At 29.0% G+C, this 26,600-nt stretch carries 22 protein-coding genes; 1 reads left to right on the top strand and 21 read right to left on the bottom strand.

The genetic code is table 11. The features are described 5' to 3' along the window. The 16 genes from QK892_RS14570 to QK892_RS14495 all read right to left on the bottom strand — a co-directional run bounded on the left by QK892_RS14570 (position 1) and on the right by QK892_RS14495 (position 20,886). On the bottom strand, positions 1 to 984 hold the full coding sequence (locus tag QK892_RS14570; protein ID WP_317274277.1) for an AAA family ATPase: 984 nt from the start codon (positions 982 to 984) through the stop codon (positions 1 to 3). Positions 985 to 996: 12 nt separating this feature from the next. Next, positions 997 to 2,559: a pectinesterase gene (locus tag QK892_RS14565; RefSeq protein ID WP_317274276.1), complete on the bottom strand. Its 1,563-nt coding sequence runs from the start codon at positions 2,557 to 2,559 to the stop codon at positions 997 to 999. 4 nt (positions 2,560 to 2,563) lie between these two features. Beyond that, positions 2,564 to 3,457, bottom strand: coding sequence for an ABC transporter permease (locus tag QK892_RS14560; RefSeq protein WP_317274275.1), 894 nt, complete (start codon positions 3,455 to 3,457; stop codon positions 2,564 to 2,566). A 16-nt stretch (positions 3,458 to 3,473) separates the two neighbouring features. Continuing rightward, positions 3,474 to 4,397, bottom strand: coding sequence for an ABC transporter ATP-binding protein (locus tag QK892_RS14555; RefSeq protein WP_317274274.1), 924 nt, complete (start codon positions 4,395 to 4,397; stop codon positions 3,474 to 3,476). Next, positions 4,397 to 6,796 (bottom strand): hypothetical protein, encoded by a 2,400-nt coding sequence (locus QK892_RS14550; RefSeq protein WP_317274273.1) that lies wholly within the window; start codon positions 6,794 to 6,796, stop codon positions 4,397 to 4,399. Before QK892_RS14550 ends, QK892_RS14555 begins: the two co-directional genes overlap by 1 nt. Before the next feature lie 326 nt (positions 6,797 to 7,122). After that, positions 7,123 to 8,079: a CehA/McbA family metallohydrolase gene (locus tag QK892_RS14545; RefSeq protein ID WP_317274272.1), complete on the bottom strand. Its 957-nt coding sequence runs from the start codon at positions 8,077 to 8,079 to the stop codon at positions 7,123 to 7,125. Continuing rightward, positions 8,072 to 8,542 (bottom strand): hypothetical protein, encoded by a 471-nt coding sequence (locus QK892_RS14540; protein WP_317274271.1) that lies wholly within the window; start codon positions 8,540 to 8,542, stop codon positions 8,072 to 8,074. The genes QK892_RS14545 and QK892_RS14540 overlap by 8 nt, the downstream gene beginning before the upstream one ends. A gap of 154 nt (positions 8,543 to 8,696) precedes the next feature. Then, positions 8,697 to 10,205, bottom strand: coding sequence for a CoA-acylating methylmalonate-semialdehyde dehydrogenase (locus QK892_RS14535; protein WP_317274270.1), 1,509 nt, complete (start codon positions 10,203 to 10,205; stop codon positions 8,697 to 8,699). A 56-nt stretch (positions 10,206 to 10,261) separates the two neighbouring features. Continuing rightward, complete coding sequence (iolE, locus tag QK892_RS14530) at positions 10,262 to 11,155, bottom strand: myo-inosose-2 dehydratase (RefSeq protein WP_317274269.1); 894 nt, start codon at positions 11,153 to 11,155, stop codon at positions 10,262 to 10,264. Between the two features lie 30 nt (positions 11,156 to 11,185). Beyond that, on the bottom strand, positions 11,186 to 12,187 hold the full coding sequence (gene iolG / locus QK892_RS14525; protein WP_317274268.1) for an inositol 2-dehydrogenase: 1,002 nt from the start codon (positions 12,185 to 12,187) through the stop codon (positions 11,186 to 11,188). Positions 12,188 to 12,213: 26 nt separating this feature from the next. Continuing rightward, on the bottom strand, positions 12,214 to 14,136 hold the full coding sequence (iolD, locus tag QK892_RS14520; RefSeq protein ID WP_317274267.1) for a 3D-(3,5/4)-trihydroxycyclohexane-1,2-dione acylhydrolase (decyclizing): 1,923 nt from the start codon (positions 14,134 to 14,136) through the stop codon (positions 12,214 to 12,216). A 19-nt stretch (positions 14,137 to 14,155) separates the two neighbouring features. Beyond that, positions 14,156 to 14,938, bottom strand: a complete 783-nt coding sequence (locus QK892_RS14515; protein ID WP_317274266.1) for a 5-deoxy-glucuronate isomerase — start codon at positions 14,936 to 14,938, stop codon at positions 14,156 to 14,158. Further along, positions 14,928 to 15,956 carry a 5-dehydro-2-deoxygluconokinase gene (gene iolC, locus QK892_RS14510; protein ID WP_317274265.1) on the bottom strand — a complete coding sequence of 343 codons (1,029 nt, stop codon included), beginning with the start codon at positions 15,954 to 15,956 and terminating at the stop codon, positions 14,928 to 14,930. Before iolC ends, QK892_RS14515 begins: the two co-directional genes overlap by 11 nt. A 19-nt stretch (positions 15,957 to 15,975) precedes the next feature. Next, the gene (traF, locus tag QK892_RS14505) at positions 15,976 to 16,509 is read right to left on the bottom strand and encodes a conjugal transfer protein TraF (RefSeq protein ID WP_317274264.1); all 534 of its coding nucleotides are present in this window, start codon (positions 16,507 to 16,509) and stop codon (positions 15,976 to 15,978) included. Positions 16,510 to 16,574: 65 nt separating this feature from the next. Continuing rightward, entirely contained in the window at positions 16,575 to 19,226 is a 2,652-nt protein-coding gene (locus QK892_RS14500; protein WP_317274263.1) for a glycoside hydrolase family 38 N-terminal domain-containing protein, read from the bottom strand. 25 nt (positions 19,227 to 19,251) lie between these two features. Then, positions 19,252 to 20,886 (bottom strand): PTS transporter subunit EIIC, encoded by a 1,635-nt coding sequence (locus QK892_RS14495; RefSeq protein WP_317274262.1) that lies wholly within the window; start codon positions 20,884 to 20,886, stop codon positions 19,252 to 19,254. Between the two features lie 183 nt (positions 20,887 to 21,069). Here QK892_RS14495 and QK892_RS14490 point away from each other — a divergent pair, with 183 nt between their 5' ends. Beyond that, entirely contained in the window at positions 21,070 to 21,855 is a 786-nt protein-coding gene (locus tag QK892_RS14490) for a MurR/RpiR family transcriptional regulator (protein ID WP_317274261.1), read from the top strand. A gap of 205 nt (positions 21,856 to 22,060) precedes the next feature. Here the strand turns inward: QK892_RS14490 and QK892_RS14485 are convergent, their stop codons facing one another. The 5 genes from QK892_RS14485 to QK892_RS14465 all read right to left on the bottom strand — a co-directional run bounded on the left by QK892_RS14485 (position 22,061) and on the right by QK892_RS14465 (position 26,346). Next, on the bottom strand, positions 22,061 to 23,359 hold the full coding sequence (locus QK892_RS14485; protein ID WP_317274260.1) for a VanW family protein: 1,299 nt from the start codon (positions 23,357 to 23,359) through the stop codon (positions 22,061 to 22,063). A gap of 418 nt (positions 23,360 to 23,777) precedes the next feature. Next, positions 23,778 to 24,695 (bottom strand): DUF2935 domain-containing protein, encoded by a 918-nt coding sequence (locus QK892_RS14480; RefSeq protein WP_317274259.1) that lies wholly within the window; start codon positions 24,693 to 24,695, stop codon positions 23,778 to 23,780. A 94-nt stretch (positions 24,696 to 24,789) separates the two neighbouring features. After that, entirely contained in the window at positions 24,790 to 25,008 is a 219-nt protein-coding gene (locus QK892_RS14475; protein ID WP_317274258.1) for a hypothetical protein, read from the bottom strand. 21 nt (positions 25,009 to 25,029) lie between these two features. Continuing rightward, on the bottom strand, positions 25,030 to 25,722 hold the full coding sequence (locus QK892_RS14470; RefSeq protein ID WP_317274257.1) for a hypothetical protein: 693 nt from the start codon (positions 25,720 to 25,722) through the stop codon (positions 25,030 to 25,032). 12 nt (positions 25,723 to 25,734) lie between these two features. Further along, a complete protein-coding gene (locus QK892_RS14465; RefSeq protein WP_317274256.1) occupies positions 25,735 to 26,346 on the bottom strand; it encodes a hypothetical protein in 612 nt (203 codons plus the stop codon). Between the last annotated feature and the right edge of the window lie 254 nt (positions 26,347 to 26,600).

Raw genomic sequence — 26,600 nt, 5'->3', positions numbered from 1 at the left:
CTACACAACCTTTAAATCTTCTAATAAAGTTCCTATAATACTTTCTACTGTTAGTCCTTCAGTTATTGCATCAAAATTTAATATTATTCTATGTCGTAGAACTGGATAAGCTAATACCTTAATATCTTCAAAGGAAACATTTAATCTTCCTTCCATAACCGCTCTTACCTTTGCTCCACTAATTATACCTTGTGCTGCTCTTGGGCTTGCCCCTGCCTCTACATATTTCTTAACTATCTCTGCTCCCTCTTCTATTTCTGGATGAGTAGCTAGTATTAACTTTAATGCATATTCCATTACAGAGTCCGCTATCTTAACTTCTCTTATTAACTCTCTTATTTCTAATATTTCCTCGCCTTCAAGAACTGGATTTATTTCAGATTTATCATTAGTTAATGTTAAATCCATTATTGATTTCAATTCTTGCAAATTAGGAAAATCTACATTTAATTTAAATAAGAATCTATCTAATTGTGCTTCTGGTAATGGATAAGTTCCTTCTTGCTCAATAGGATTTTGAGTGGCTAAAACCATAAAAGGTTTTGACATCTCATAAGTCTTTTTACCAACAGTAACTGTTTTTTCCCCCATTGCTTCAAGTAAAGCAGATTGTGTTTTTGGTGTTGCTCTATTTATTTCATCTGCTAATAAAAGATTTGTAAATACAGGTCCTTTTTCAAATTTAAATAATGTATTATCTCCTTCTTTAACAACTATATTTGTACCAACAACGTCTGCTGGCATTAAATCTGGAGTAAATTGAATTCTTGAAAATTTAAGATTTAATACCTTTCCGATTGTTTTAACTAATTGAGTTTTCCCCATTCCAGGCATACCCTCTAAAAGTACGTTCCCATCAGCAAATATAGCTATTAAAACATTTCTAATTATATCTTTTTGACCTATTATTCCCTTTGATATTTCTTCCTCACATATTCTTATTTTCTCTGATACTTCTATCATCTCTTTTTCATTAACTTCCATATTCTTCACCCCTTAGTTTAACCCTTCAAAATAATCCTTTATAAGATCCTTTAGACTTTCAGGTAAATTACTATTATTAGCACCTTCTAATGCACTATTTGTGTAGTCTCCAATTACCTTTTCATAATCAATTTTACTTCCATCTAAATTAAATCCATTTTCAGAATCTATACTTTGAGAGTCACCATTTTCATTTTTATTTCCAGTTAAGTTATCATCATTCCCAACATCTCTTCCTGGAATATATACTTGCTCTCCCTCTTTATTATCTATATCATTTTCTTTTCCTTCATCGCTTCCCATATTCCAGCCTGTTCCACCTTGCCCAGAACCACCTTGACCATTTCCTTGGCCATTTCCTTTACCACTCCCCTGGCCTTCTCCTTCTCCAGAACCTTCACCAGAACCTTCTCCTGATTCTTCTCCTTCTCCAGAACCTTCTCCATCACTATCACTTTTATTACCTTCACTATTATTTTGAGAGTTTTCAATAGCTTCTTTTAGAGCTTCAGCATCTATATTTCCATCTAAAACAGAATTAGAGGCATTCTCTAAAGCTTCTTTTAAGTTTTCATCATTTACACCTTCTGAAGCACTTGCAAGTGCTTTTGATAAGTTATTTAATTCACTAGAACTCATATTTCCTAAGGATTTTTTTAAATCTCCTAAAGCCTTCTCTAAGGCCTCCTTGTCTTTTGATAAAATAGCTTCTGCTAAATCCTTACTTTCTTTCTTTTTCATAAGATCATTAACAAGTTTATTTAAATCCTTCTTAGCTCCCTCTTCCTTCTCCTTATTGAACTTATCTAATAAGTTCTTTTGCATATTTTCTATTGCTTCTTTACTTTTTTCATTTTTAGATTTATCTTTCTGATCCTCTAATTTTTTTTCCATTCTTTCTAAAGTTTTATTAACATCAAGCTTCTTTTCACTTTCTTTTAATTCCTTCTTTGCATCTTCCAATATCTTTTTTATTGCTTCCTTTTCTTCTTCAGATAAATCTTCTAACTTCTCTATTTTTTTCTTTTCTTCTTCAACTTTTTTAATATACTCTTGTTGATATCTATCAAACTCTCTGATATTATTTGCTTCCTTTTTTGCTGTTGTATCTATAAAAGAAGTTAAGAAACATAGTCCTATTAAAGCTATTACTAAAAGAATTTGTTTTTTCTCAACAGAAATCTTGAGATTTTCTTTAATATTGAAGCCTCTAATAAACTTTAAGGTATCATTTTTTTGAGCTATAGATATACTATCCTCTTCATTTATAAATTCTAATGAAGTTGTAACTCTCTCTTTTAGCCCCTTTGAATCTACTATTAAAGCTACCTTTTTATTATCAGGAGCTTTAATAAATCCCAAAATTATTATAGATATTAATCCTATTAATAAAAGTATTAATGAAACCTCTTCTATATAAGGAATCGTTATAAATAAAGATATTAAGAGTAAGAATAATATTAAGCATAATAGGTATTTCAAACCTACTATGCTTAAATTAATTACAAAGTTAGCTTTAATTCTTTTTGATGCCTTTTTAATAAAGGTTAATATTTCATTATTTAAAGAATTCATAGCTCTACTCCTTTACTTTTTTCTTGGTCCTCACTTTTCTTGTTTTATTAAATCTTATTTTTCCTTTTAATGGATTCAATCTTCTTGATGCAAAATATATGAAAACACAACTTAATACTAATTGAATTCCAATACTAACGTAATCTGCATGTTTATATATACCCATTTGTCCTATTATATAAAAAGAATTTCCTCCAAATCCAACTTGGTTAGATAACATTGTAAAGAATCCTATAGCAGGGCTTAAGTACGCTATAATAGGCATTTCTGGCGTCGTACCACTATAACTACCTTTATACATGTTAAGCATCAATATAATATATGCTATTACTATTGTTCCGACAAATATAAATAAAACTAAAGCATACGTTAATGCTGTTGCTGCCTTAGATGTCTTAGAATAAGCGGAAATAAATACTCCAATAGCTCCAACAAATATTGTATTTATAATAAATGATCCTGTTAAAAGTAGTATATTACTTATTTTTACTCCACCAATTAATCCGCAAATCGCATATAAAGGTATTGTACATACTACTAACATAATTACTTTCAATGATGAGGCAGAAAGCTTACCAAATATTATTTGAAGTGGACTTAATCTTGTTGAGAGTAATATATCTAAAGTTTGTTTTTCTCTTTCTGAACAAATAGATGTTGCTGTTAAAGATGGTACTATAAACATCAGCAATATAGCTTGAATTACTGCCATCGCAATATAAAGAGTAACTGCACTCTGTGGATTTATTCCTGAGTAATAAACCTCACTACTATAGCTATTGTAAAATAGTAAAGTTCCAACTGCTAACACCGCTATATATATTATTATCATAAATGAAAATCTAGGAGTTCTTACAGATAATTTACTTTCATTTCTTAATACTGGATTTAATTTCATCTTTCTATCCCCCCTTTTAATTACTTTCCTCTGTTATTTGAATAAATACTTCTTCCAAGTTGCCAGCAGACTTACTAAAGTTTATAACAGGAATATCTTTTAATACTAAATCCTTTAAAATATCTCTTGCCTCTTTATCTCCACCTGCTAAGTTAATAGTTATTTTATTGCTATCAACAGATATTTCTTTTACTTCTGGCTGTTCTTTTAAAACTCCAATCGCTTCTTGAACCTTATCCATAACAGTTATATTTATAGGGGCAGTCCCTGATGCCCTCAACATAACTTCTTCTACAGTTCCTTCACAAACTATAGAGCCATTTTTTATAATACCTATTCTAGTACATATTTCTCCAAGTTCAGATAATATATGAGAGGAAACTATTATAGTCTTTCCCATTTCCTTTAGATTCTTCAATATTCCCTTCATTTCAAATCTAGCTCTTGGGTCCATCCCTGAAGCTGGTTCGTCTAAGATTAGCAGTTCAGGATTATGAACTAAACATCTAGCTAAACATAGTCTTTGCTTCATTCCTCTAGATAAGCCATCTACATTTGCATCCCATTTATCTTGTAAATTTACAAGCTCTAATAGGTCCATAGATAATTTCCTTGCTTCTTCTCCAACTATTCCATATATTGAAGCATAAAACTCTAAATACTCTATAGCCTTTAGATTATCGTAAACTCCAAAGAAATCTGGCATATATCCTATTTTATCTTTTAATGCTCTATTATTTTTTATAGCATCTATACCATCTACATATACCTCACCACTATCTGGGGAAAGAAGACCAGATACTATCTTCATTGTAGTACTTTTTCCTGCACCGTTTGGTCCTATAAATCCAAAAATTTCTCCTTTTTCGATTTCTAAGTTCAAACCTCTTAATGCCTTGAAATTCCCATAAGATTTTTCAAGATTTCTTATTTGTAGCATTATCTTTCCCTCCCCTTTACAGTAATCATTGGTATCATTGATTGACCTTTCATATCATCTACAATATATTTAACTTTAATAGTATTATTGTTTAAATAATTACTTAAATCAGTTATTTTTTCTTTACCCTGAGACATTGTGAATTTATCATAAGTATCTGTTGTATAGTTATAAATATATTTTTCTGAGGTATCATCAGCACTATAACCATATCTATCTACACCTTTTTTAATTATTAAATCTATAACTTCTATATTACTATCTATTTCAAACTTAAATACTACTTCTCCTTGACCATATAGATATCCATTGTAATCATCTATATGAACATTAGTTGAAGATGATTCAACCTCGCCTTCAAAGTATCCATCTGGGAAGTTATAATCTCCATTCTTATCTTTAAACTCTAGCTCTGCATCTTGAATTATTACAGTTGTATCAAACTTAGAAACTGATTTCTTCCCAAAATTTACTCCATAATCTATAGGAAGCTCCGTTACTGCAACTAATTTAATATTCTTATTAATAACAATTTCATTAGACGCAACTGAAATTATACCTGATTCTCTAAATATATTTTTATACTCTTCAGATTTTATATTTTCTTTATTATTGGATCTTGCTTCATAATACTTCTGGGTTAGAATATCTGAATAAGCCTGTAATCCCCCTGATCCTGATACCTTTAAACTAGTAATTTCTTTTTCCTCATCCTTACTAATCGCTCCCATGTCCCATACATTTCTTCCTGCTACTAATAGTAATCTACTAATGTTATATCCTAAATTATTCTTAACTTTTCCATTTAAATTACCTTCAGATAAATTAAAATTCGATTCTATATTATTAATAACCTGCTCTTTACCAATTACCTCAAAAGTTTTCATATCTAAGGCATCACTATTATTAAATGTGAAATAAGAATTATTACCGCTATAAGTAGTTTTAACTCTTAAGACATCAGAAATTTCTTGATCTTGATTTCCATAGTAATAATTATCTGTTGTAAAATAGTTCATAGTTAAATCTTCTGGTTTTTCTATAATCACATCAGATTTATATTTTGTTCCTATTCCTAGATATCCCTTAGTAGTTCCTTTCCCATCTTTATCTACTGAAATTATATTACTTTGGTTTAGTACGATATCATTTACTCTTGTTGAAGATCCCATAAAATATATTATTACTGTAAATAATATTGATACTAAAGGTATTGCAATCCAAGTTAAATCTATCTTATTTAATTTCTTTAAAACTATATAAAGTACTATTCCGACTATACCTGCATATATCGCAATAACTATAATTAAAGATTTAACTCCTACTATATCATTAATAGGAATAGTTCTTGTTAATTCTCCTATTCTATAATAACCTTGGTTATATCCACCCTTCATATTGTCTTCAAAAACCTTGTTAGCTGCATCAGTCAATAAAGAAGTAATAAAATTCTTAGCGTCCTTTGATGATATAAATGGTTCTAAGCCTAAATCAAAAGTAGATACTAAAATTTCTCCCTTACCTCTATTAAAAGAGTAAACTAATGGATTATCACCATCTCCACTTTTAACTTTCCCATCTTTAATTTCTAAATCTGAAAAAATAAGATTTAAATTTTCATCAACTATCTTTAATTTTTTTTCATTAGTCCCCTTTGACTTTACATTTAAAAAATCACTATCTATATTATTAATAGTTTTTCCATCGTTAGCTCCAGCACCTATTATTAAAGTTCCGCCCTTATTTAACCAAGAATTTAAAGCCTCATACTGTTCATCCTTTAAATTTGACATATTATAATTATTGATAAGAATTACATCTAAACCGTCTATATTTAAGCTATTTTCTCCTATAATCTTTTCATCTAATTGAACTTTTTCAATTACACCTTTAAATCCTTTAGTTGTATTAAACATTACGCTTCCAGTATAACTTAAAGCAGTAGGATCATCTGTTAATATACCCATAAATAAATTTGATTCAGTTACTCTGCCATTTGAAATTAAACTTTTCTTTTCATATAAAACCTTTCCATTTTCAATAAGATTAACTGAAATTTTATTAGATCCATCTAACATCTTAATAGGTATAGTTACCTTTCCAGTTTCACCTTGTGCTACAGAAACTTCCTTACTGTAAGCATCATAAGTGGTTGTATAACTACCAGATGCTCTTATCTCTACTTCTCCATTAAAATCCTTTTCGAAACTAGTGAACTCAACAGTAACTGGTATATACTTTAATGCTCTAAATTTTCCCTCTATACCTGAACTAATCTTCACTTCATAAGCTTCATTTTCACTAGTTTCTGCCTTAGCAATAAAATTACCAATAGGTAATGTCAAAAAAGTTAAAGCTATTATAGTCATTATTATGCTCTTCTTAAAAAATGACTTCATTATTTTACCCCCTAAAATGCAATTTTTATATATTTATAATTCTAGACCAAATAATAGAAATTTACCTTAACAAAACCTTAAAATTTCCTTATTTTATATAAACTAAGAGTATTAATAAGAGTTTTGTCCTATTAATTTTACTATTACTATTTAATAATACTACATTTTGTTATAATTTTATAATTTTGTAATAAATTTATTGTTATTATCTTAAAGTTTTAGTGTTTTTAAGTCTATTAAATCACTATATAATAAAATCCATACTTCATCCTCTATGAGTCAAAAGTATGGAATCTTTTTCAATTTCACAAAAATATTTTTTTTAGTTAATCAAAGTAAATTGGATTAGTAAAAGAAATCATTCTTTTATCTTCGTATAATTCGGCTCTTAACCAACTTAGTTTGTTTATATCTTTAATACTAATAATAGTAGATTCTTCAATATTTATATTATTAAATAATATCCCTAAATTACTGTTTATAGTTAGTTTTAATTTCTGCTTATCAATATTACCATTATCATTTAGACTAGTTTTAAAAATATTAGCACTAATTTGTGCCACCTCTTTTATATTCTTCTTAATAACGCTTCCAATATCATATTCACAATGTTCATATATTACTTTGAAATCTACAATATACCCAAAACCAACAGTAATTCTACCTTCTTTAATAGCACTAATTGCATTACCTTCTTTTATATTTAAATAAGTTGCTGGTATATATCTATCATTCTCCGTAGATTTATGCCAATCCCTACCTGACACACCTGATATTCTATGCCCTCTATTTAATAAATCTGTCCAAAAGTCAAAAGCTCTCTTATTCATATACTTTGAATCCGGCATAATTCCAGACCATACCTCTATATAATCAAAGATATCCCAATTGTTAATTTCATATTCAAAGTAACATCCAGTTGCAATTATTCCCCCTAATCTAAATGGATGTGCTACACCTATCAGTTCACTTTTACTTCTAATATCCAAAAGTTTTTCATTTATATTATCTAATGTAACGTCTGTCCATTCTAAAAACTCATTTATTCCAATCAATAGTATATGACCCCAAAACGTTGTCCATTCTAATCCTTTAAGTATATCTATATTTAGTCTATTTGATTCATCTTGCATATACTTAAATGTAGCTATAGTATTATGATCTGTCATTGCAAATCCACCTAAGCCTATATCTTTCGCACTTGATGCTAACTCCTGAAAAGTATGCTTCCCATCACTATGATTTGTATGAGTATGAAGTTCATATGCTATCCAATTATTCATTTTCTTCCTCCATATCATATACTTTAATATTATAATTACATTCATCAGTAACCATTGCATGTGCACTAACCTTAATTGTGAATTCACCTTTAGGTATTATCCCCTCTATCATTCCTGGCGAAGCGTCATTTTTTCTTATAATATGCTCTTGATGCTGATCTTGCCTATGAGCAGCCCCTCTAAATCCTATAGCGTCATATATAGAAAGAGTAAGTAAATTTTTTAGTTTTTTATAGGCTTGCCAGTTATTAATCTCTTTTTCTTTTTCAATTCCAACTACTTGTTTATCAATGGTAGATTGTATTATTTCCTTTGCTTTTATATCATTTTTAATAAATTTCGGATTATATTCAAATATTATTTTGATACTATTACATTCTTTGCTTAATTTAAATTTATGAATTATATGGCTTCTGTTATAGCTTTCATCAATAATATTATGACAATCAAATAATTTAATCATAATTATTCCTCCTAAAATCTCTATAGTATAAACTAATAATGGTATAACTATAATTTAAAAGAAGAATCATGCATATAAAATTCACCTTTTGTTATACATGATTATTCTTTATTTGATATCAACTATTCTATTAATATTTTCTGCTTATTTTATATTAAATAGTTCCATCCCATGTAGATACTACTGTATTTTTCATTTCTTCTTCGTCAAACCATTTAGTAGTTATACATTTACTTTCTGTAAAGAATCTAACTGAATCTTTTCCTAAACAATGCAAGTCTCCAAAGAATGAATTTTTATGTCCTGAGAATGGGAAAAATCCTACTGGCACTGGTATTCCTATATTAACTCCAACCATTCCACCATGAGTCCTTTTAGCAAATTCTCTTGCATAATATCCATTTTGAGTATATATTACTGACCCATTGGCAAATGGACTATTATTCATTACTTTAAGTCCTTCTTCAAAATTCTTTACCCTTTTAACACATAATACTGGTCCAAATATTTCAATGTCTCCAATTGACATTTCCTTTGTAACATTATCAAATATAGTTGGTCCAAGATAGAATCCATTTTCATAACCTTCTACCTCAATATTTCTGCCATCTAAAACTAAACTTGCACCTTCTTCAATTCCTTTTCCTATCCACTTGATAACTGAATTTTTATGATTTTGAGTAACTAAAGGTCCTAAAGTACTATCTTTATCATACGCAGGTCCAACTTTTAAATTCTTAGCTATTTTCACTAAAGTATCAACTAATTTATCGGCTATTGATTCCTCAACAACTACTACTGGCAATGCCATACATCTTTCTCCTGCACATCCAAATGCTGCATTTATAATTCCTGCTGCACTTCTCTCTATAGCTGCATCAGATAAAACTAAAGCATGATTTTTAGCTTCACATAATGCTTGAACCCTTTTACCATTAGCTGCTGCTGTTTTATAAATATGTTTCCCCACAGCAGTTGAACCTACAAATGTAACACCTTTAATATCTTCATGTGTAAGCAATATTTCTGCTTCATTTCTTGAGCAAGTAACTATATTTAAAACTCCATCAGGAAGTCCAGCCTCCTTATATAATTCTGCTATTCTTAGTGCTGTTCTTGGTGTCATGCTAGCTACTTTTAGTACTATAGTATTTCCTGAAGCTATGCAAACTGGTGCCATCCACCCCATTGGTATCATTGCTGGGAAATTAAATGGAACAATTCCAGCAAAAACTCCTATAGATTCTCGATACATAACAGTATCTATATCTGTACCTGCATCCATTAATGCTTCTCCCATTATTAATGTAGGTATTTGACAGGCAAGTTCAGTTCCCTCTTTAGCTTTTAAAACATCGCCTCTTGCCTCTTCTAAAACTTTTCCGTGTTCTGTACTTACTAAAAGTGCTAATTCTTCTAAGTTCTCTTCAATTAGCTGTCTTACCTTATACAATATTTGTGAACGCTTAACAACTGATGTATTGGACCATGCTGGATATGCTTTTTTAGCAGCTATAATAGCTTCATTAACTTCTTCTGCTGTGCAGCATGGAGCTAAAGCTTCCACTTCACCTGTGCTAGGATTGTAAACATCGAAATATTTATCTGTCTTTGATTCCTTATATTCTCCATTAACAAAGTATTTTAATTTATTTACTGTCATCGTACTCCTCCTAAATTTCACAATTTTTACATTCGTCTATGATTCTAAATCAATTCTTAAAAACTGAATTTATCCTTAATATAGTTTCTTGCTTTAATAGCATATTCTAATGGATTTGCTATAGCTGGATCTTGCTCAGCTTCAACAATAAGCCAACCTTCGTATTCCTTTTCTATCAAAATATCAAATATCGGTTTAAAATCTATACATCCATCCCCAGGTACTGTAAAAGTTCCTTTTCTAACTCCTTTTAAAAAGCTCAGATTATTATCTTTTATCTCATTGACTATATCTGGTCTTATATCTTTTAAATGAATGTGCTTTATTCTTGAAAAATATTTTTTTAATATATCTACAGGATTTTCCCCAGAATATACTAAATGTCCAGTATCAAATAATAGATAAACTAAATTTTCATCAGTTAATTCCATTAATTTATCTATCTCTTCTGTTGTTTGCACTCCAGTTCCCATATGATGATGGAAAACTATTTTCATATCCTTCTCTAAGGCAAGCTTTCCTAAATTATTAAGTCCGTCAGCTAAAAGTCCCCATTCTTCTTCATTAAAAGCATACTTACTCTTAAATAATGGTGTTTCCATTTCTCCTTGAATACTATGTCCTTGCTCAGAAACCACTATAACTTTTGCTCCCATCTCATATAAAAAATTCATATGCTCTATAAAAGCTCTTTCTGTTTCTTCATATGGCTTAGTTGTTAAAAATGAACTGAACCAAGCACTTGCAATTTCTATTCCCCTAAGCCCTAAATGATACTTTAAGACATTTACATCTCTTGGATATTTGTTACCAACCTCTGAGCCAGTAAAACCAGCTAGAGCCATTTCACTAATACATTGTTCAAAAGTATTTTCTTTTCCTAAATCAACCATATCATCATTTGTCCATGCTATTGGAGCAATACCTAATTTAACTCTTGAATTTAACATATTCTTACCTCTACAATACTCTTAATTTTTCTATTCTTCTATTTTTACTGGTTTACCTTCTTTTAAAGACTTAGTTGCTGCTAATCCTACTAATACAGAATTTAAGCCATCTTTTGCTGTAACAGGTACTTCCTTGTTCTCTGCCACACAATCAAAAAAATGTTGCATTTCTGTTATAAATGAATCCATATATCTTTCTAAAAAGAAATATTTTGGTTTTTCTGACAAAATGCCTTCACTTGTTGCTACAGTAACTGTAGTATCAGTATCATTTTCAGCCTTTACATAACCTTTTGATCCAAATACTTCTACTCTTTGATCATATCCATAAGCTGCTTCTCTACTATTATCTATTACTCCAATACATCCATTTTCAAACTTTACTGATATTATAGCTGTATCAATATCTCCAGCCTCTCCAATCTCTGGATTAACCATGCAAGCTCCTTGGGTATATACCTCTGTGATTTTACTTCCACTTAAGAATGCAGCCATATCAAAATCGTGTATTGTCATATCTAAAAACATTCCTCCTGAAACCTTAACATACTCTATAGGAGGTGCTTTTGGATCTCTTGAAGTAATCTTTATTATTTGTGGAGTTCCAATTTTCCCGCTATCTATTAAATCTTTTATTTTACTAAAATTATGATCAAATCTTCTATTAAATCCAACTTGATATTTAACTCCAGCCTTACTCACTTCCTCTATAGTTTTAATAATCATATCCTTATTAAAATCAATTGGTTTTTCACAGAATATATGTTTTTTATATCTAGCTGCTTCTATCGATATTTTTGCATGTGTATCAGTTGATGAACATATAATGACTACATCAATTTCTGGATCTTCTAGTATATCCATATAATTATCAGTATAATTTTCTATTCTATACTGCTCTGCTAACTTCTTTGCAAAATTTACATTTATATCAGCTACAGTTTTTACTGTTGCACCATTTATTTTTTCTTGAATTGTTTTTGTATGAATTTGTGCAATTCTACCAGCACCAATCATCCCTACTTTAATCATTTTTATTTCCCCTCTATACAAAAATTTTAATATTTTTTTGCGTTTTTTAGTTTCTCTTCTTTTTTATTAAATGCACTTATTACTGATTCATTCTTTGATATACCAGCTATTCCAACATGCCACCATGCATCATATCCTTCAGTCATTGTCTTAGGTAATACTTTTATATCTATTAAAGTTGATATTTTTTGTTTTTTAGAGTCTATTATTGCTTCTTGAAGTTCTTCTATCGTCCTTACTGAATATGTTTTAACACCATATCCTTCTGCAGACTTTGCAAAATCTATAGGCATAAGATTACCATCTAACTTATTTGAATCTTCATTTCTATATCTAAACTCTGTTGCAAGATTTCCTATTCCATTTGACATTTGCAAATTATTTATACATCCAAATCCACAATTATCAAACAATAATACATTTATCTTTTTATTCTCTTGTAATGATGTAATAAGTTCTGAATGAAGCATTAGATAGCTACCATCTCCTAAAAGCGTATAAACTTCCTTATTTGGCATTGCTATTTTCGCACCTAAAGTTGCAGCTATTTCATACCCCATACATGAGTAACCATATTCCATATGATATGAATCCTTAGAATCTGTTTCCCACATTCTTTGTAAGTCTCCAGGTAAGCTCCCTGATGCTCCAACTATAATGGCATCTTTATCAATGTGTCTTCTTATAGTAGCTATAGCTGCTGTTTGTGTAATGACTCCACCTGTTAAATCTTTAAATTCATCTATGCTTTTTTCATTTCTAGCATTTATTAATGGTTCAAAATCTTCAGAATACTTATAACCTGCTAGTTTTATCATTTCTTCATTCCATTTACTTTTAGCCTCTATAATCTCGTTACTATATTCTGAGTGATACCCTTGTAATTTAAGTAACTCATTTAAATCTTTTAAGCATATCTTTGCATCAGCTGTTATCTTAGTCGCATCTAACTTTCCTCCATGATATTTAGATACATTAATTGTTAAAAATTCAGCATCTGGATTAGAAAATAATGATTTAGATGCTGTAGTAAAATCTGAAAATCTTGTCCCAATACCTATTATTAGATCTGCCTCTTTAGCAATTGAATTTGCTGCAAGATTACCTGTTACGCCTATACCACCAAGATTCATTTTGTTACTTGATGGAATTGCACTTTTACCAGCTTGGGTTTCCCCTATAGGTATATTAAATTCTTCTGCAAATTTTATTAACTCTTCACCTGCTTCAGAATATCTAACACCGCCACCACATATAATCAATGGCTTTTTCTTTCTTTTTATTAACTTTATAGCCTCTTCTAGTTCCTCTATTGATGCCCTTTGTCTTACTACTATGTGAACTCTTTTCTTAAAGAAATATTCCGGGAAATCAAAACTTTCACCTTGTACATCTTGTGGTAAAGCTATGCAAACTGCTCCTGTCTCTGCTGGATCTGTAAGTACTCTCATTGCATTAATCATAGCCGACATTAATTGTTCTGGTCGATTAACTCTATCCCAATATTTACACACTGGTTTAAACACATCATTAGTTGTAATTGATAAATTATAAGATTGTTCTAATTGTTGTAATACTGGATCTGGTTGTCTTGTTGAAAAAGTATCTCCCGGAAACATTAAAAGAGGTATATTATTAACTGTTGCTGTTGCCGCTGCAGTTACCATATTAGCAGCCCCAGGACCTATAGATGTAGTACAAGCAATAATTTTCCTTCTATTATTCTGTTTTGAATAAGCTATAGCTGTGTGAGCCATTCCTTGCTCATTTTTCCCTTGATATACTCTTAATGATCCTGGATTTTCATCCAAAGCTTGCCCTAAACCAACTACTATACCATGTCCAAAGATTGTGAATACCCCCTCTACAAACTTTTCTTCCATTCCGTCAAAACTTACATATTGGTTATCTAAAAACTTAATAAGTGCTTGAGCTGTAGTCATCTTCATTTAAAATAATTCCTCCTCACTATTTTTCATTTAATAGCCATTTGTGATCTTCATCATCTATTCTATTTGTCCATGGATTTCCATCTAAGTGCCTTATCATCCAACAGTAATACATCCTATATCCAGGTGCAGAGACTTGTGGGTGTACATAACCGCCATTAATTATTGAAAAACTTCCATCTGTTACTTTAAATACTTCATCTCCTATGAAACAAGCACCAAACCCTTGCTTTCTATCAAACTTATAATAATAAACCTCTGGTTGTGGATGATAATGTGGAATATAGCTTGACCATCTACCAGGGTATGATATTACCTCTCCCATTACCATCTTTGAATAAGGGGCATTATTATAATCAAATATTGTCTTAATTTCTCTTGCTGCAGTTGAATCCCAAATATCAATTGAAGATAGTTGTATATTGATATCTGAAGGAGTATATAACTTACTTTCAAAATCCGCTTCATTTTCAGTACATTGAATTAATATTTCTGATTCACTTAAAGCTCTAATAACTACTTCTCTTTTTTTAGAAACATGTAAGCAATAAGGATTTTCTGAATATACAGAGCTTCTCTTAGCCTCATACGCACTGCTTTCCCATATAAAATTTATACTTCCTTGAAGTAATAATATAGCCATTTCCTTATTAGCTTCTACTAATTTAAGCTCCTGTCCAGCTTTTAACTTTCTAACAACTATATCCATTTGCATACTACTATTCAAACCATTTATTTCAGATATAGTCTTTACGCCTTCTTTCGTAAATTCAATATTGGAAACTAAATTTTTACTTTGCATTTTCCACAGTCACTATCCTTTCATAATTATCTCTATTGTAGCTTTCAATAAATCCTCTAATTTCTTCAACAGTAGGCATATCTTCTGAACAACTATGACTAGCAACTAACATAGCTGCTGATGCACTTCCAAATTCTAAAGCTTCTGAAATATCCCAGTTCTCTAATATTCCATATATAAAGGCTGATGCATATGCATCTCCCCCTCCAAAGGATTTCAATAGTTTTACTTTAAATGGCTGAACCTTATACACTTCTCCATTCTCAGTATATGCTTTTGATCCTTCCTTTCCATGTTTAATTACAATTATCTTATTACCATAGCCTATCCATCTTTTGGCTGTTTCTTCATCACTACTATTTTTAGCAATTATATCTTCCATCAAATCAAATTCTTCTCTTGAGCCAATTATTATATCGCTTCTTCTTCCAACAATTGAATAATATAATGCTATTTCATCTTTGTTATTCCAAGTGTAACTTCTGTAATCTATATCAAAAACAATCATAGTTTTATTTTTCTTAGCTAACTCTAAAGCTTTTAATACCGCTTCTCTAGATGGACTTTTTGCTAATGCGGTACCTGATATAATAATGGCTTTAGTATTTTTTATATAATCTTCATCTATCTCATCTGGCTTAAGCTCTAAATCAGCTATACCATTTCTATACATTAATATTCTGCTTTCTGTTGGACTTAATATTTCTGTAAATGTTAGTCCTAATGATCCACCGTTTTCATCATATTTTATCTGTGATGTATCAATACCTTCATTATTAAAATAATCTACAACAAATTTACCAAATTGATCTTTTGATACTTTTCCCATAAATCCAATTTTCTTTCCTAGCCTAGCTAGTCCTACTGCGATATTAGCTGGTGATCCCCCCAAATATTTTTTAAAAGTTTTACTTTCTGAAAGTGGCATATTTATATCCATTGGATTAAAATCAATTGCTATTCTTCCTATTGGAACTATATCTAACTTTCTATTATCATCAAAATCAAAGTATTTCATTTCATACCTCCCACAAATATTAATTCATATAAAATCTACCTATTAATCCCATCACATCTTCAACATTTTCCCCATAGTCTACAATATTTCCTGATTCAACTAAAATCATAGCTGGTGATAAATCAATCGATAATTTTTCTTTATCTTCTGTATAAAACTCTACATCCTCATAAGTATCTTTATTTTCATCCTCTGACATATCTACTGCATATATTGGAATTGTTGTTTTTTTAGAGTATTCCAATATTGTAGGTTCTATAAAATCACAGATTTCATTATTTCTTTCATATAAATAAAGCAAGTATTTTTCATCGCTTTCTTTCAAGATATTATTAAACTTAACATGTTTAACATCATCTATATTTTTATATATTTTTAAATCGAATAAAGTAACAACTGCTCCAACTACTAAAGCTACTAAAAACATTCCTACTGTGAACTTAATAAAAAATTTTATAATATCTTTATTTGTTATTTTCTTCTCAGCACTTGTACTTTTCTTATTTTTGAATTTATTAACAGTAACTTTTTTATCATTCTTTGTAGATTTCACAATTATCACCTTGCCCTTTTTAAAGCAATCTACTAGCTAACATAATTAACTAGTAGATTGACTACTTATTCTATAATTAAATTAACAGCTTGAAATTTATTAACTGTAATTTTTTTGATTTCACTTTTTCTTTCTCCTATGAAATCAGATACGAAAACATGTGAAGAAGTTGAAACTTTACTAGTATCAATTTCCAATTCTTTATCTGATGGATTAAATACCCTTAAAAGTTTTTCATTTTTACTTGTATAAGACAGTGAACTAAAAATTAATCCCTTACTAGTTAAGTAGTTACCATTTATAAATCCATATTGCTCTTGAACCCTATTGTTTTTTATTGATATATCAAAGTAATCTAGCTTTTGTATATCTTTTTTCAATACTTGCTTTTGATAACTAAAGCCTGTATTTAAGTATCCTTCTAATGTTCTTGCAACTCTAAAGTATGGAACTTTTTCCTCATTATCCATACGCATCATTGAAAATTCAAAAGTTAAATCTTTCATCAATTGACCTTGTGGTGAATCTACTTCTCTTCCTGAAGCCCTGCCTGGTCTATATAACAAATCACTTTTGCCGAGTTTCCCCACTCCTTTAAATAAAGTGATTGCTAGTATCTCTTTATTAATTACTTGATACTCCTTTAACCCTTTAACCATTATTGCCATATATGATTTTTCTTTTAATGGCACTATAATACTATTTTGTAGTGGTTCAATATTTATAGGAGCCTCTGATTTAGTTGTAAGTTTTGGCTGTCTGTCTGACTCTCTATTTATATAACCAAATGGTAAGTCTGCATAAATCTTATTGCATACTTCATCTAATTTAAATAGTACTCTTACCCTATGATCTTTAACTGTATTATCATAATTAACTTTGAAGTCAACTCTATCTGTATTTTCCCATAATCTACAAAAAACTTTTAATTCTTGAGGAACTACTTCTTTAGATCTACTACTTCTTTCTTCATTTATTTCCTTCGGAAGATTAAATTTATACACTATTTCCATTTCACTTAGAATATTGCCTTTAGTTATTTTAACTACTTCAGCTTCATTAATTAAAATTGGCTTTTCTCCTTCTAATGGTGAATAATCATATAAGTCCCCATCATCAGACATATCTTCGAAATACATAAAATCAGATAACTCTTTGTTGCTATTCTTATCAGTAATAGTTAATTTGCTATTTCTAACTTCCAATTTAAACAACTTATTTTCTATAAAACTATATTGTTCTTTGTTAGATTCCAAATTCTCACTATGTTTTACATATATCGTTGAATATCCTAAAGCTGGAACAGCCACTTTATCCAATGCAATTTTAGTAACATAAAAATACTCATAAACCATTTCTTCTTTTTCGCCATCTGGTGTAAGAACTACTTTTCTTGGCTTTCTATATTTTATTTTCTCTAAAACATCATATTTAATTATGTTATCGTTTATATCGTATAATAAAAACTCACTTGAATCAGTTGCTAAAATATGCTCACTTGTTGTTATAAACTCATCAATACTACTATTAAAAATAACAAAATGAGAATTATATTGTGGTTTCTCTTCTATATTTAGAGAAATATTTTTTGCAATAATATTAAAAATTGAAAATGCAATTTGCGAAGCTTGTTTACACCTTAATAATATCTCTTCATTTGTAGTATCAGAGTTACAACCACCCATACTATCATGTGCATGCGCTTGAAATAATAATTTCCAAGCTCTATCTAATGATGTCTGATCATACCAAAAGCCTAAATTTTCAGCTATACAACTAATCGGTTCCGCTATTCTAATTAATCCTTGTTCAGCATCATGATTAGATTTTTTTATATCATATCTTGAAGAACCAATAGTCTTATGAACCCTTGAATATACAGGATCTCTGAATTCACCTACAAAAGTACCTAATCTATCAATATCTTTTTTAATCGCATCCATAAAATTAGGTATAGAACTTTGTATATACTCATCCTCTGTATTCTTATACGTATTTAGCTTATCAATAAACATATTAAAATTTTCATCTATTGCTACTTGATCACCACCAACAGGGCACATAATGTGTTGCGAATTAGATAGTTTCTTAATATTATCAATTAATGGATATGTTTCTCTATATAAATTATCTTCACTAAAATTTCTATTTCTTCCACCCTTTTTAGGATGAGATACAGAATACCCATATGCCATTACTGCTGTCAAAGCCTTTGTCCCATCTAAAGCTTCCCAAAGCATTTCCGTTTTACCATGTAAGTTTGGATTATATCCTCTTCTCAAAATAATCCCATCTAATCCACATCCAGAAACTATTTGTGGCATTTGTGCATTTAACCCAAAAGTATCAGGTAAATATGCAATATTCATACACTTTCCTATATTTTCAGCATAATTAATACCGTATTTAAGATTTCTAACTATAGACTCTGCATGTATATTAAATACATCAGGTTGAGTATACCAAGGTCCTATTAACAAACGCCCTTCTTTTACTAACTTCTGAATCCTCGGTAATTGATTCGGTTTTTGTTCTAAATATGATTCAATTAATGAACTTTGAGCATCCAGATGATAATAAAGTAATTCTTGTTTATCTTCTAAAACATCTAGTACCTCATCAAAAGCTTTTGAAAGTAAAACTCTTGACTCACTGTCTGTAAAATACCATTCTCTATCCCAATGTGTATGTGCCAATGTATGAACTATTTTTTTCATTTTTCTATCACTCCTATTTCAAGCACTAGCAATCATTTAGTAATTCCTTTACATCTGATGCAATCATTGTAACTCTTGTCCCATATATAATTTGTAAAGCATTACCTTTTCTTACTACGCCTACTGCTTCTAATTTCTTTTTCCATGTTTCATCATCTTTTACTAAGCTAATATCCTTAACTGTAACTCTTAGTCTAGTCATACAGTTTCCTATATTTACAATATTACCTTCTCCCCCTAATGCCTCTATTATTCGAGTAGATAAAGTTTCTCCTTCAGCTTCTGTTACTGTTCCTTTAGCTTTAATTTTTTCTTGATAATCTTTTTTAGTATTTAATTTTACTTCTTCATTTTCATCTTCATCTCTACCTGGAGTCTTAACATTAAATTTCTTAATTAAGAATGTAAATAAGAAATAATATATAACAAAGAATAATGGTATTAAGAATAAGTATGGAAGAAAGTTTAATTTTTCTGGCTGAAATAATGTTGGTATAATATCCTTTACACTTCCCCCAAATGAAGATACATTAAATAGCTCGCAAAGAACAAATGCTAATCCTGTTAATGGAACATGCACTAGATAGAATAACCAAGGTGCAACGAACAAGAATGTAAATTCAATTGGTTCTGTAACACCGAATAAAATCATTGTTGCTACAGCTGTAATTAATAAACCTGAAATTGCTTTTCTCTTAGACTTTTTAGCTGTAGTGTACATAGCTAGTGCTGCTCCTGGTAAAGCTCCAAAGTGAACAACTATACGACCTGATTGGAATCCTCTAACCAAAAGCTTTCCTGAATTTGGATCTGCTAATTGAGCCATGAATATATTAGTTGTACCTTCGACCATCTTACCTGCAACTTCCATAGTTCCACCTAAAGCTGTCCATCTTATTGGTTGTGTAACTAGGTGATGTAGTCCTAATGGTAATAAGCCTTTATCTGTTATTGCCCAAGTAAATGTTCCAAACAGCCCAGTTCTTTGAATAAAATTACTAAACTTAGTAATAGCTAGTCCTATAGGTGGCCATACATAATAACATGCAACCCCAACTACTGTTCCTGCTACTATCATTAATATTGGTACTGTTCTAGTTCCAGCAAAAAACTCTAGTACTAATGGTAATTTAATATTATAGAATTTATTATGGATAATTGATGTTATTATACCTATTATTAGCCCACCAAACATTCCCATGTTAAATGAAAAGTGCCCTAATGTATTTGCGTATAAAGAATTGTATCTTACTGCATCAATATTTGACATTCCCATTTCCTTAACGAAATAATCTACAGTTGTTGTATCTCCTGTAATTCCATTCAATTTAAATACTGTAGAAATTATTAAATGCATTGTTAGGAATCCAACTAATCCTGAAAATGCTGCCCACCCTTTCTCCTTGTTGGCTAACCCAAAAGATACCCCAACAGCAAAGAAAATCGGTAAGTTTTTGAATACTACATCCCCCATAGCTTTTACTATAGTAAAAAAGTTAAATAAAAAAGACCCTTCATAAATAACCCCTGACAATCCTAAACTGCTAATTGTGTTTTCTGCAGTTAATGCACCACCCAACCCCATACATAATGAACCTATTGCAATAATAGATATTGGGATAAGCATCGATTGACCTAATTGTTGCATTTTTTCTTTCATTTGAATCTCCTCCAAATTCTCAATTTCATTAATGATTACATTTACATACTAACAGTTTAATGATATATTCACATTGTTTTTATTTTCTTTTTCCTTATAGGAAAATTTTTTCCTATGTAATATAATGAAATTACTTAATAAATATAATTGACTTATTCAATAAGTGAGATAGGAGATGTTTTAATGAAAGATATTCTAAATGTAATATTTAGCAAGCTCGATATATTAAGTGACTCACATCAAGAAATAGCCAAAGTTATATTAAGAACCCCTGATAAAATTCCAAGTTATAAAATAACACAGTTAGCAAGTGAGGCTGGCGTGTCAATATCTACAATATCGAAATTTTGTCAAGTGATAGACTTAGAAGGATTTGATGAACTAAGATTTATGCTTAAATATAGATCCGCTAGTGAAAATATAGATAACAAGCTTCTACTTACACTTTCTACTACTCATTCAAATGTAATTTCAAAAATAGATGCTGTTGCTAAGATTCTTAATAGCAAATCTAAAATTTATATATTTGCAAAATCAAATTCTGCTAATACTGCATTTGATTTTTATTATAAAATTAGAAAAATCAGATCTGATATTGTTTTTGAAAGGAATACTTCATTAATAAATACTACAATATCTAATATTGATAGTGGTACTGTGATTCTTGTATCTAATTCTGCAAACAATCACATTTGTAATATCGCTGAAAAATTACATAGTAATGATAAAGTTAAAATAATATCTATTACAAATAACAACAATAATAAATTAAACCGATTTTCAGATATTTGCTTAACAGGAATTCCTTTTGAAATAGATCCAACTATAAAGCAATATCTACCTTTTAATTCTAAATATTCAATAATGTATATATTAGATCTAGTTTTTTATACTTACTTTCAAATGAACTATAATAAAAATTTAGATAAACTAAGAGAATCTAGATTAAAGGTAGATGAATTCTTCTAAACTTTTATTATGTATTTTTTCTTAATAAATTAGTTTTTTAATATTAGAAATAAATAAAACAGAAACTAAATTTTCTTTAATGAAAATTTAGTTTCTGCTTTACATACAATTTTCAATTTATAAGTTTATATATAAGTTAATATAAAGACTATATATATTTAATATTTACTTTAAACAATATAGCATTTTAATAACTTATATACTTTTAATTAAATGGCTTATATACACTGCTATCTAAATATGATTCTGATACAAGCTCTCCTGCAGAGTTATACCCATAAAGATACGCATCTGCTGATAATGGTCCTGTTTGATAAGCTTGTGCTACATATGTTACCCCTCCAGTAGCTTGACTGTTAGACCAAAATTCTGCTGTCACTGAGTTCCCAGTAGAATATACATTAACTACTATAGGATACTCATATGGATTGGTAAATACTAAATCTGGCCATTCATCACCTATAGTTGCATCTAATCCCTGTGGAACATACTTAACTACCATCTCGTGATACGTTCTAAAGTCTGGAAGTATACCTGCCTTAAGTTCAGCATTATATATTGTACTAGATATTTGGCATACACCGCCACCAAGTCCTGGTACAACTTTACCATTAAGATAAGTATTAGCTTCTACAAATCCATTTGCTCTAGTTGTAGGACCTATAGCATTTACAGTTGAAAATGTATCTCCAGGCATAAGTAGTACATTTCCAATCATACCTGCTCCAACTTGAATATTGTGACCACTAGGGCCTGGATCAAAATAAGTTGTATAATTAGATATCATTTTATCTACTGTTTGTAAAGCTTCTGTAGTTATTGCTGGATTAACTTCCCCTAATTCCCCATTTATCGAAACAATATCATCACTATTAATCTCCACTAATACATCTTTTATATTAGATCCTAATATATCTTTATTTAACTCATAGCCTACTTGTCCAGGCGTTACATTTACAGCTCCCCAGTTTACACTTATACTTGCATTTTGTGCAGCTACATTAACTTGCTCTGCTATAGTATCTAAAAACTCAGCTATTTTATCTTCACTATATTTGATTTCAAACTCATAATCCCTACTTTGAGGTTCTTTTATTAAATTTAGTTGTTCTGTAAACTTCTTATCTTTTCCGAAGCTTAGAACCTCATCTTCAAAAGATTCATAATCTATTGTTGTATCAAGGTCTATATAACTTTTTTCAAAATTATTCTCTCCAACTGCTATATTTATCTTTTTTTCTGAAATATCAGTTACCATTTCTTCTAAAACTTTGCGTAATTCACTTTTTGTCATCCCTGAAACATCTTTATCAAAAACAAAAGTTCCTGGATATACCTTATCTTCATAACTATTTACAAGCTTTTTATTTTCTGAATAAATATAAGCAACAACAAATGTTACTAATATTATCAGAGCTAACGCTATGAAAAGTATTCTTTTTCTTATTTTACTCTTAGGTTCTAAAACTACTTCATTTGTTTTTGGTGTAGCATTATTATCCATACATATATCTCCTTAACCTCTCATATTGATTCAATTTCCCTATAAATTCCTTCTTATTCATATTATTCCTTCATAAAAATAATAATTGTTACTTTAAATGTAAATATAACAGCGAAATATTATATATTCATTTCCCCCCAAAGTATCACCCCTTTTATTACTATTATACACTCTTTGTAATTTTTTACCAATTTTCTAATTATTATAATTCAATAATTCTTTTAAATAAAATTTACATCATATATATTCTAATAATTCACATCACTTAATAATTAATATAAGGCCATTAATAAACTTCAAAACTGAAGGAATGAATTTATAAAAAGCTATTTAAATAAGTAGTCCTTTTATAAAGTCCTAAAGAGTATAAAATAAAAGACCATTACATTGACTTAGCATATAATAGTCTTTTTCCAAGCTATTTTCTTCCTTTATAATAATTTAATAACCTTATATAATGATTAGCTTCCCTTAATACATGGTCCGCCAAAAGCGGTAATATTATCGACCTTATTTTGCACTCTTCTATCCCTTCCGTCCCTGCCTTTTTGAAGTCCCTTAATTTAATTGTCTGCATCAATGTCTCATCTCTAACACTTGAAATTGTTGCATTAGTCATATTCTTTGCCTTTTCAATTAACTCACAAAACTCTTTTGCAAAGTTATCTGAAGTATTTATTAATTCACATTCACTTGGATCTAATAGCCCTCTAATAAATAGAGAATGCTCCATCATAATTTGATCCCAAAACAATTCAGTTTCTTTAATGTCCTTTTCTTCAATATCCCTATCATTTTCAATATCATACACATAAGAACGGTATAATTTAGCTTCACGTATTATATGTTCAATGAGTAATGGATAATTTGCTGTAAATAACTTACATGATAGCATTTCACTTAAAATTCTTTCCTTTAAATCTATAAGTCCATCTAATAACTTTATAACCTTACAATTAATTTTTTTTACTGCACTTACTGTTTTAGTATCAGCTTCTATATCTTCTTTTCTACTTAATTTAGATTCCATAGCTGTTATTTTAGTGTTTATTTCTATTCCGGTATAAAACTCAGTCTTTTTTTCAGTACTTAAAGTATAATCAGTATAAATTTCTCCGGAATCTAATACACGTTTTCTAACATTTCCATCACTTAATTTGACTGTTTCTAATAAAACTTTTTCAAATTGTTCTTTATAATCATTTGCTTCCTTAGAAAGTTTAGTGTTTTTAGGTGTAAATCCTGCCTCCAAAAAAAGAGAATGTTCCTTCATTATTCTGGCAAAAAATAGATGTAGCTCTAAAGATAAAAATACATATCTTCTACTGCTTAACATAGCTTCCTCCAACAAATTATATAGTACAGTATATTTTAAAATTTCACTTTATATTCATACTAATTCTCAAATTTATTAAGTATCTAATCTTATATTATCTAGTATATTTTTCTTCTAATTTAATTATATCTTCTTTGCTATCTATCCACTCTTCTATAAATCCACAATTACAACACATATATCTGGTAATATTTACTGTTCCCTTTAAAAAACCAGATGCTATGTTATTACCTACTCCATAGATTCCAGTTTCTCCAGGTATCCGGATAATTTTATTACCATTACATTTAGGACATATATTTTTATTTTTCATAACTTAACCCTCCTATATTAATTATTTTGAAAATAACTTTTCCATACTTAACTTAATATTATCATTGCGGTCTATAATGTAAACATCAAGATAAATCCTATCTATATTTCTTGTGATTTTATTTTCTATAAGAATGTCATTTACTTCAACTAACTTATCAATATCATAATCCCCAAATATTATCCCATTTGCAAGATTAAGCTTATATTCATCATTAAATTTGACCTTATAGTAAAAGCTTGGATACTTTTTCCCCCTCCAATTTATACCTATATCTGATGATTCAATATCTGAATAATAATATTCCTTTTCAAAATATTTAATAATATTGTTTTTTACAATCTTATCTTTATAAAAAACTGTATAATTGTTTAAGCTATTAACAAAAGTAATAATTAATGAAATTAAAATTAAATAATATATAACATTAAAGGATTTATTAATACTATATATACGAAATTTATATTTTACTTTAATCTTAGATAAAATCATCAAAATAACAATTAATGGGACAACTATACAAATTATATTATCTAAGGTTTTTGTTGCAATGAAAATATAATTGCTATTTACACCTTTTATATATCCTCCAACAAAAAATGTTACTCCAATGAAATACATTAGTAGTAAAACTATACTTACTAATGTTATTCCTAATCTTTTAAAAAACTCGCCTATAGAATCTGCTTGAAAAATCCAGTTATAGCCATACATAATATTTCTCCTTTAAATTATGATTCTTAGTTCAACTTCTGTAATAAAGCCTTCTTTTATATTTACTTCACCATAATTTTCCTTAGCAACCCTTTCGTAAATACTAGTTAGTAAGTTTATATCTTGTTTATTATCATAATATAAAATATTTACTATCCTTATACTCTTTGCAATTTTATTCTTTCTTATATAAATATCTTGTCTGCCAAGTTTCCTGTATCCTAAATTTTTATTTACTTCATAAAAAATATCTTTTAAGACCTTTTCAACTATATTTATTTCTTCATCAGTAAAATCTTTTGCATTAAAAATATATTCTTTATGTTCCCAAATATCCTGTGAATTTATTAATTCTGTTATCTTAATAGCTCTAATATCCTGCTTTGATTTGAAAAATAAAATTAATGTTATTACAGATAATATAAAAAGTACTATTTTAATATCATCATTATTATATTTATTAAATTCTAAACAAATAAAAGTGAAAAAATATGTTGTAGAAAAAGAAAGCATTATAATTCTTATTAGTTTAACCTTGTATTTTTTAACTGCTTTATAAGTACCATAAGTTAAAGAAATTAAAACTAAATTAATAATTCTATAGTAAATATCTATATTATTCATATTATTTTCTCCTAATTGTCTATAATCATTTTTTAAAAGGATCATCACTATGTAATTAATAAGAGAAGCCACTATTGCTTGGCTTAATTTTATTTTGTAAAAGTAAAACTAAACTGTATAACATCATAAACATAATAAATGTAAGAAAAAAATGATAATCTTTAATTAATCCACTCTCCAATAAGTTACAAAAAGCTTATTATAAAATTTAATAATGCCTTTTAATAATTTCACTATACTCTACTAAGAATACT

Origin of the sequence: Clostridium lamae (genome assembly GCF_033043255.1) — a bacterium.
Lineage (GTDB): Bacteria > Bacillota > Clostridia > Clostridiales > Clostridiaceae > Clostridium > Clostridium lamae.
This window is presented reverse-complemented; position numbering and strand designations above follow the sequence as displayed.

Coding starts and splice junctions, on each gene's coding strand:
- iolD (WP_317274267.1), bottom strand. CDS start 14,136: ATGAAGATGACTACAGCTCAAGCACTTATTAAGTTTTTAGATAACCAA.
- QK892_RS14465 (WP_317274256.1), bottom strand. CDS start 26,346: ATGAATAATATAGATATTTACTATAGAATTATTAATTTAGTTTTAATT.
- iolE (WP_317274269.1), bottom strand. CDS start 11,155: ATGTTAAATTCAAGAGTTAAATTAGGTATTGCTCCAATAGCATGGACA.
- QK892_RS14485 (WP_317274260.1), bottom strand. CDS start 23,359: ATGGATAATAATGCTACACCAAAAACAAATGAAGTAGTTTTAGAACCT.
- QK892_RS14570 (WP_317274277.1), bottom strand. CDS start 984: ATGGAAGTTAATGAAAAAGAGATGATAGAAGTATCAGAGAAAATAAGA.
- QK892_RS14500 (WP_317274263.1), bottom strand. CDS start 19,226: ATGAAAAAAATAGTTCATACATTGGCACATACACATTGGGATAGAGAA.
- QK892_RS14545 (WP_317274272.1), bottom strand. CDS start 8,079: ATGAATAATTGGATAGCATATGAACTTCATACTCATACAAATCATAGT.
- QK892_RS14515 (WP_317274266.1), bottom strand. CDS start 14,938: ATGCAAAGTAAAAATTTAGTTTCCAATATTGAATTTACGAAAGAAGGC.
- QK892_RS14480 (WP_317274259.1), bottom strand. CDS start 24,695: ATGTTAAGCAGTAGAAGATATGTATTTTTATCTTTAGAGCTACATCTA.
- QK892_RS14490 (WP_317274261.1), top strand. CDS start 21,070: ATGAAAGATATTCTAAATGTAATATTTAGCAAGCTCGATATATTAAGT.
- QK892_RS14475 (WP_317274258.1), bottom strand. CDS start 25,008: ATGAAAAATAAAAATATATGTCCTAAATGTAATGGTAATAAAATTATC.
- QK892_RS14550 (WP_317274273.1), bottom strand. CDS start 6,796: ATGAAGTCATTTTTTAAGAAGAGCATAATAATGACTATAATAGCTTTA.
- QK892_RS14470 (WP_317274257.1), bottom strand. CDS start 25,722: ATGTATGGCTATAACTGGATTTTTCAAGCAGATTCTATAGGCGAGTTT.
- QK892_RS14555 (WP_317274274.1), bottom strand. CDS start 4,397: ATGCTACAAATAAGAAATCTTGAAAAATCTTATGGGAATTTCAAGGCA.
- QK892_RS14560 (WP_317274275.1), bottom strand. CDS start 3,457: ATGAAATTAAATCCAGTATTAAGAAATGAAAGTAAATTATCTGTAAGA.
- QK892_RS14495 (WP_317274262.1), bottom strand. CDS start 20,886: ATGAAAGAAAAAATGCAACAATTAGGTCAATCGATGCTTATCCCAATA.
- QK892_RS14535 (WP_317274270.1), bottom strand. CDS start 10,205: ATGACAGTAAATAAATTAAAATACTTTGTTAATGGAGAATATAAGGAA.
- iolG (WP_317274268.1), bottom strand. CDS start 12,187: ATGATTAAAGTAGGGATGATTGGTGCTGGTAGAATTGCACAAATTCAT.
- QK892_RS14565 (WP_317274276.1), bottom strand. CDS start 2,559: ATGAATTCTTTAAATAATGAAATATTAACCTTTATTAAAAAGGCATCA.
- iolC (WP_317274265.1), bottom strand. CDS start 15,956: ATGAAATACTTTGATTTTGATGATAATAGAAAGTTAGATATAGTTCCA.
- QK892_RS14540 (WP_317274271.1), bottom strand. CDS start 8,542: ATGATTAAATTATTTGATTGTCATAATATTATTGATGAAAGCTATAAC.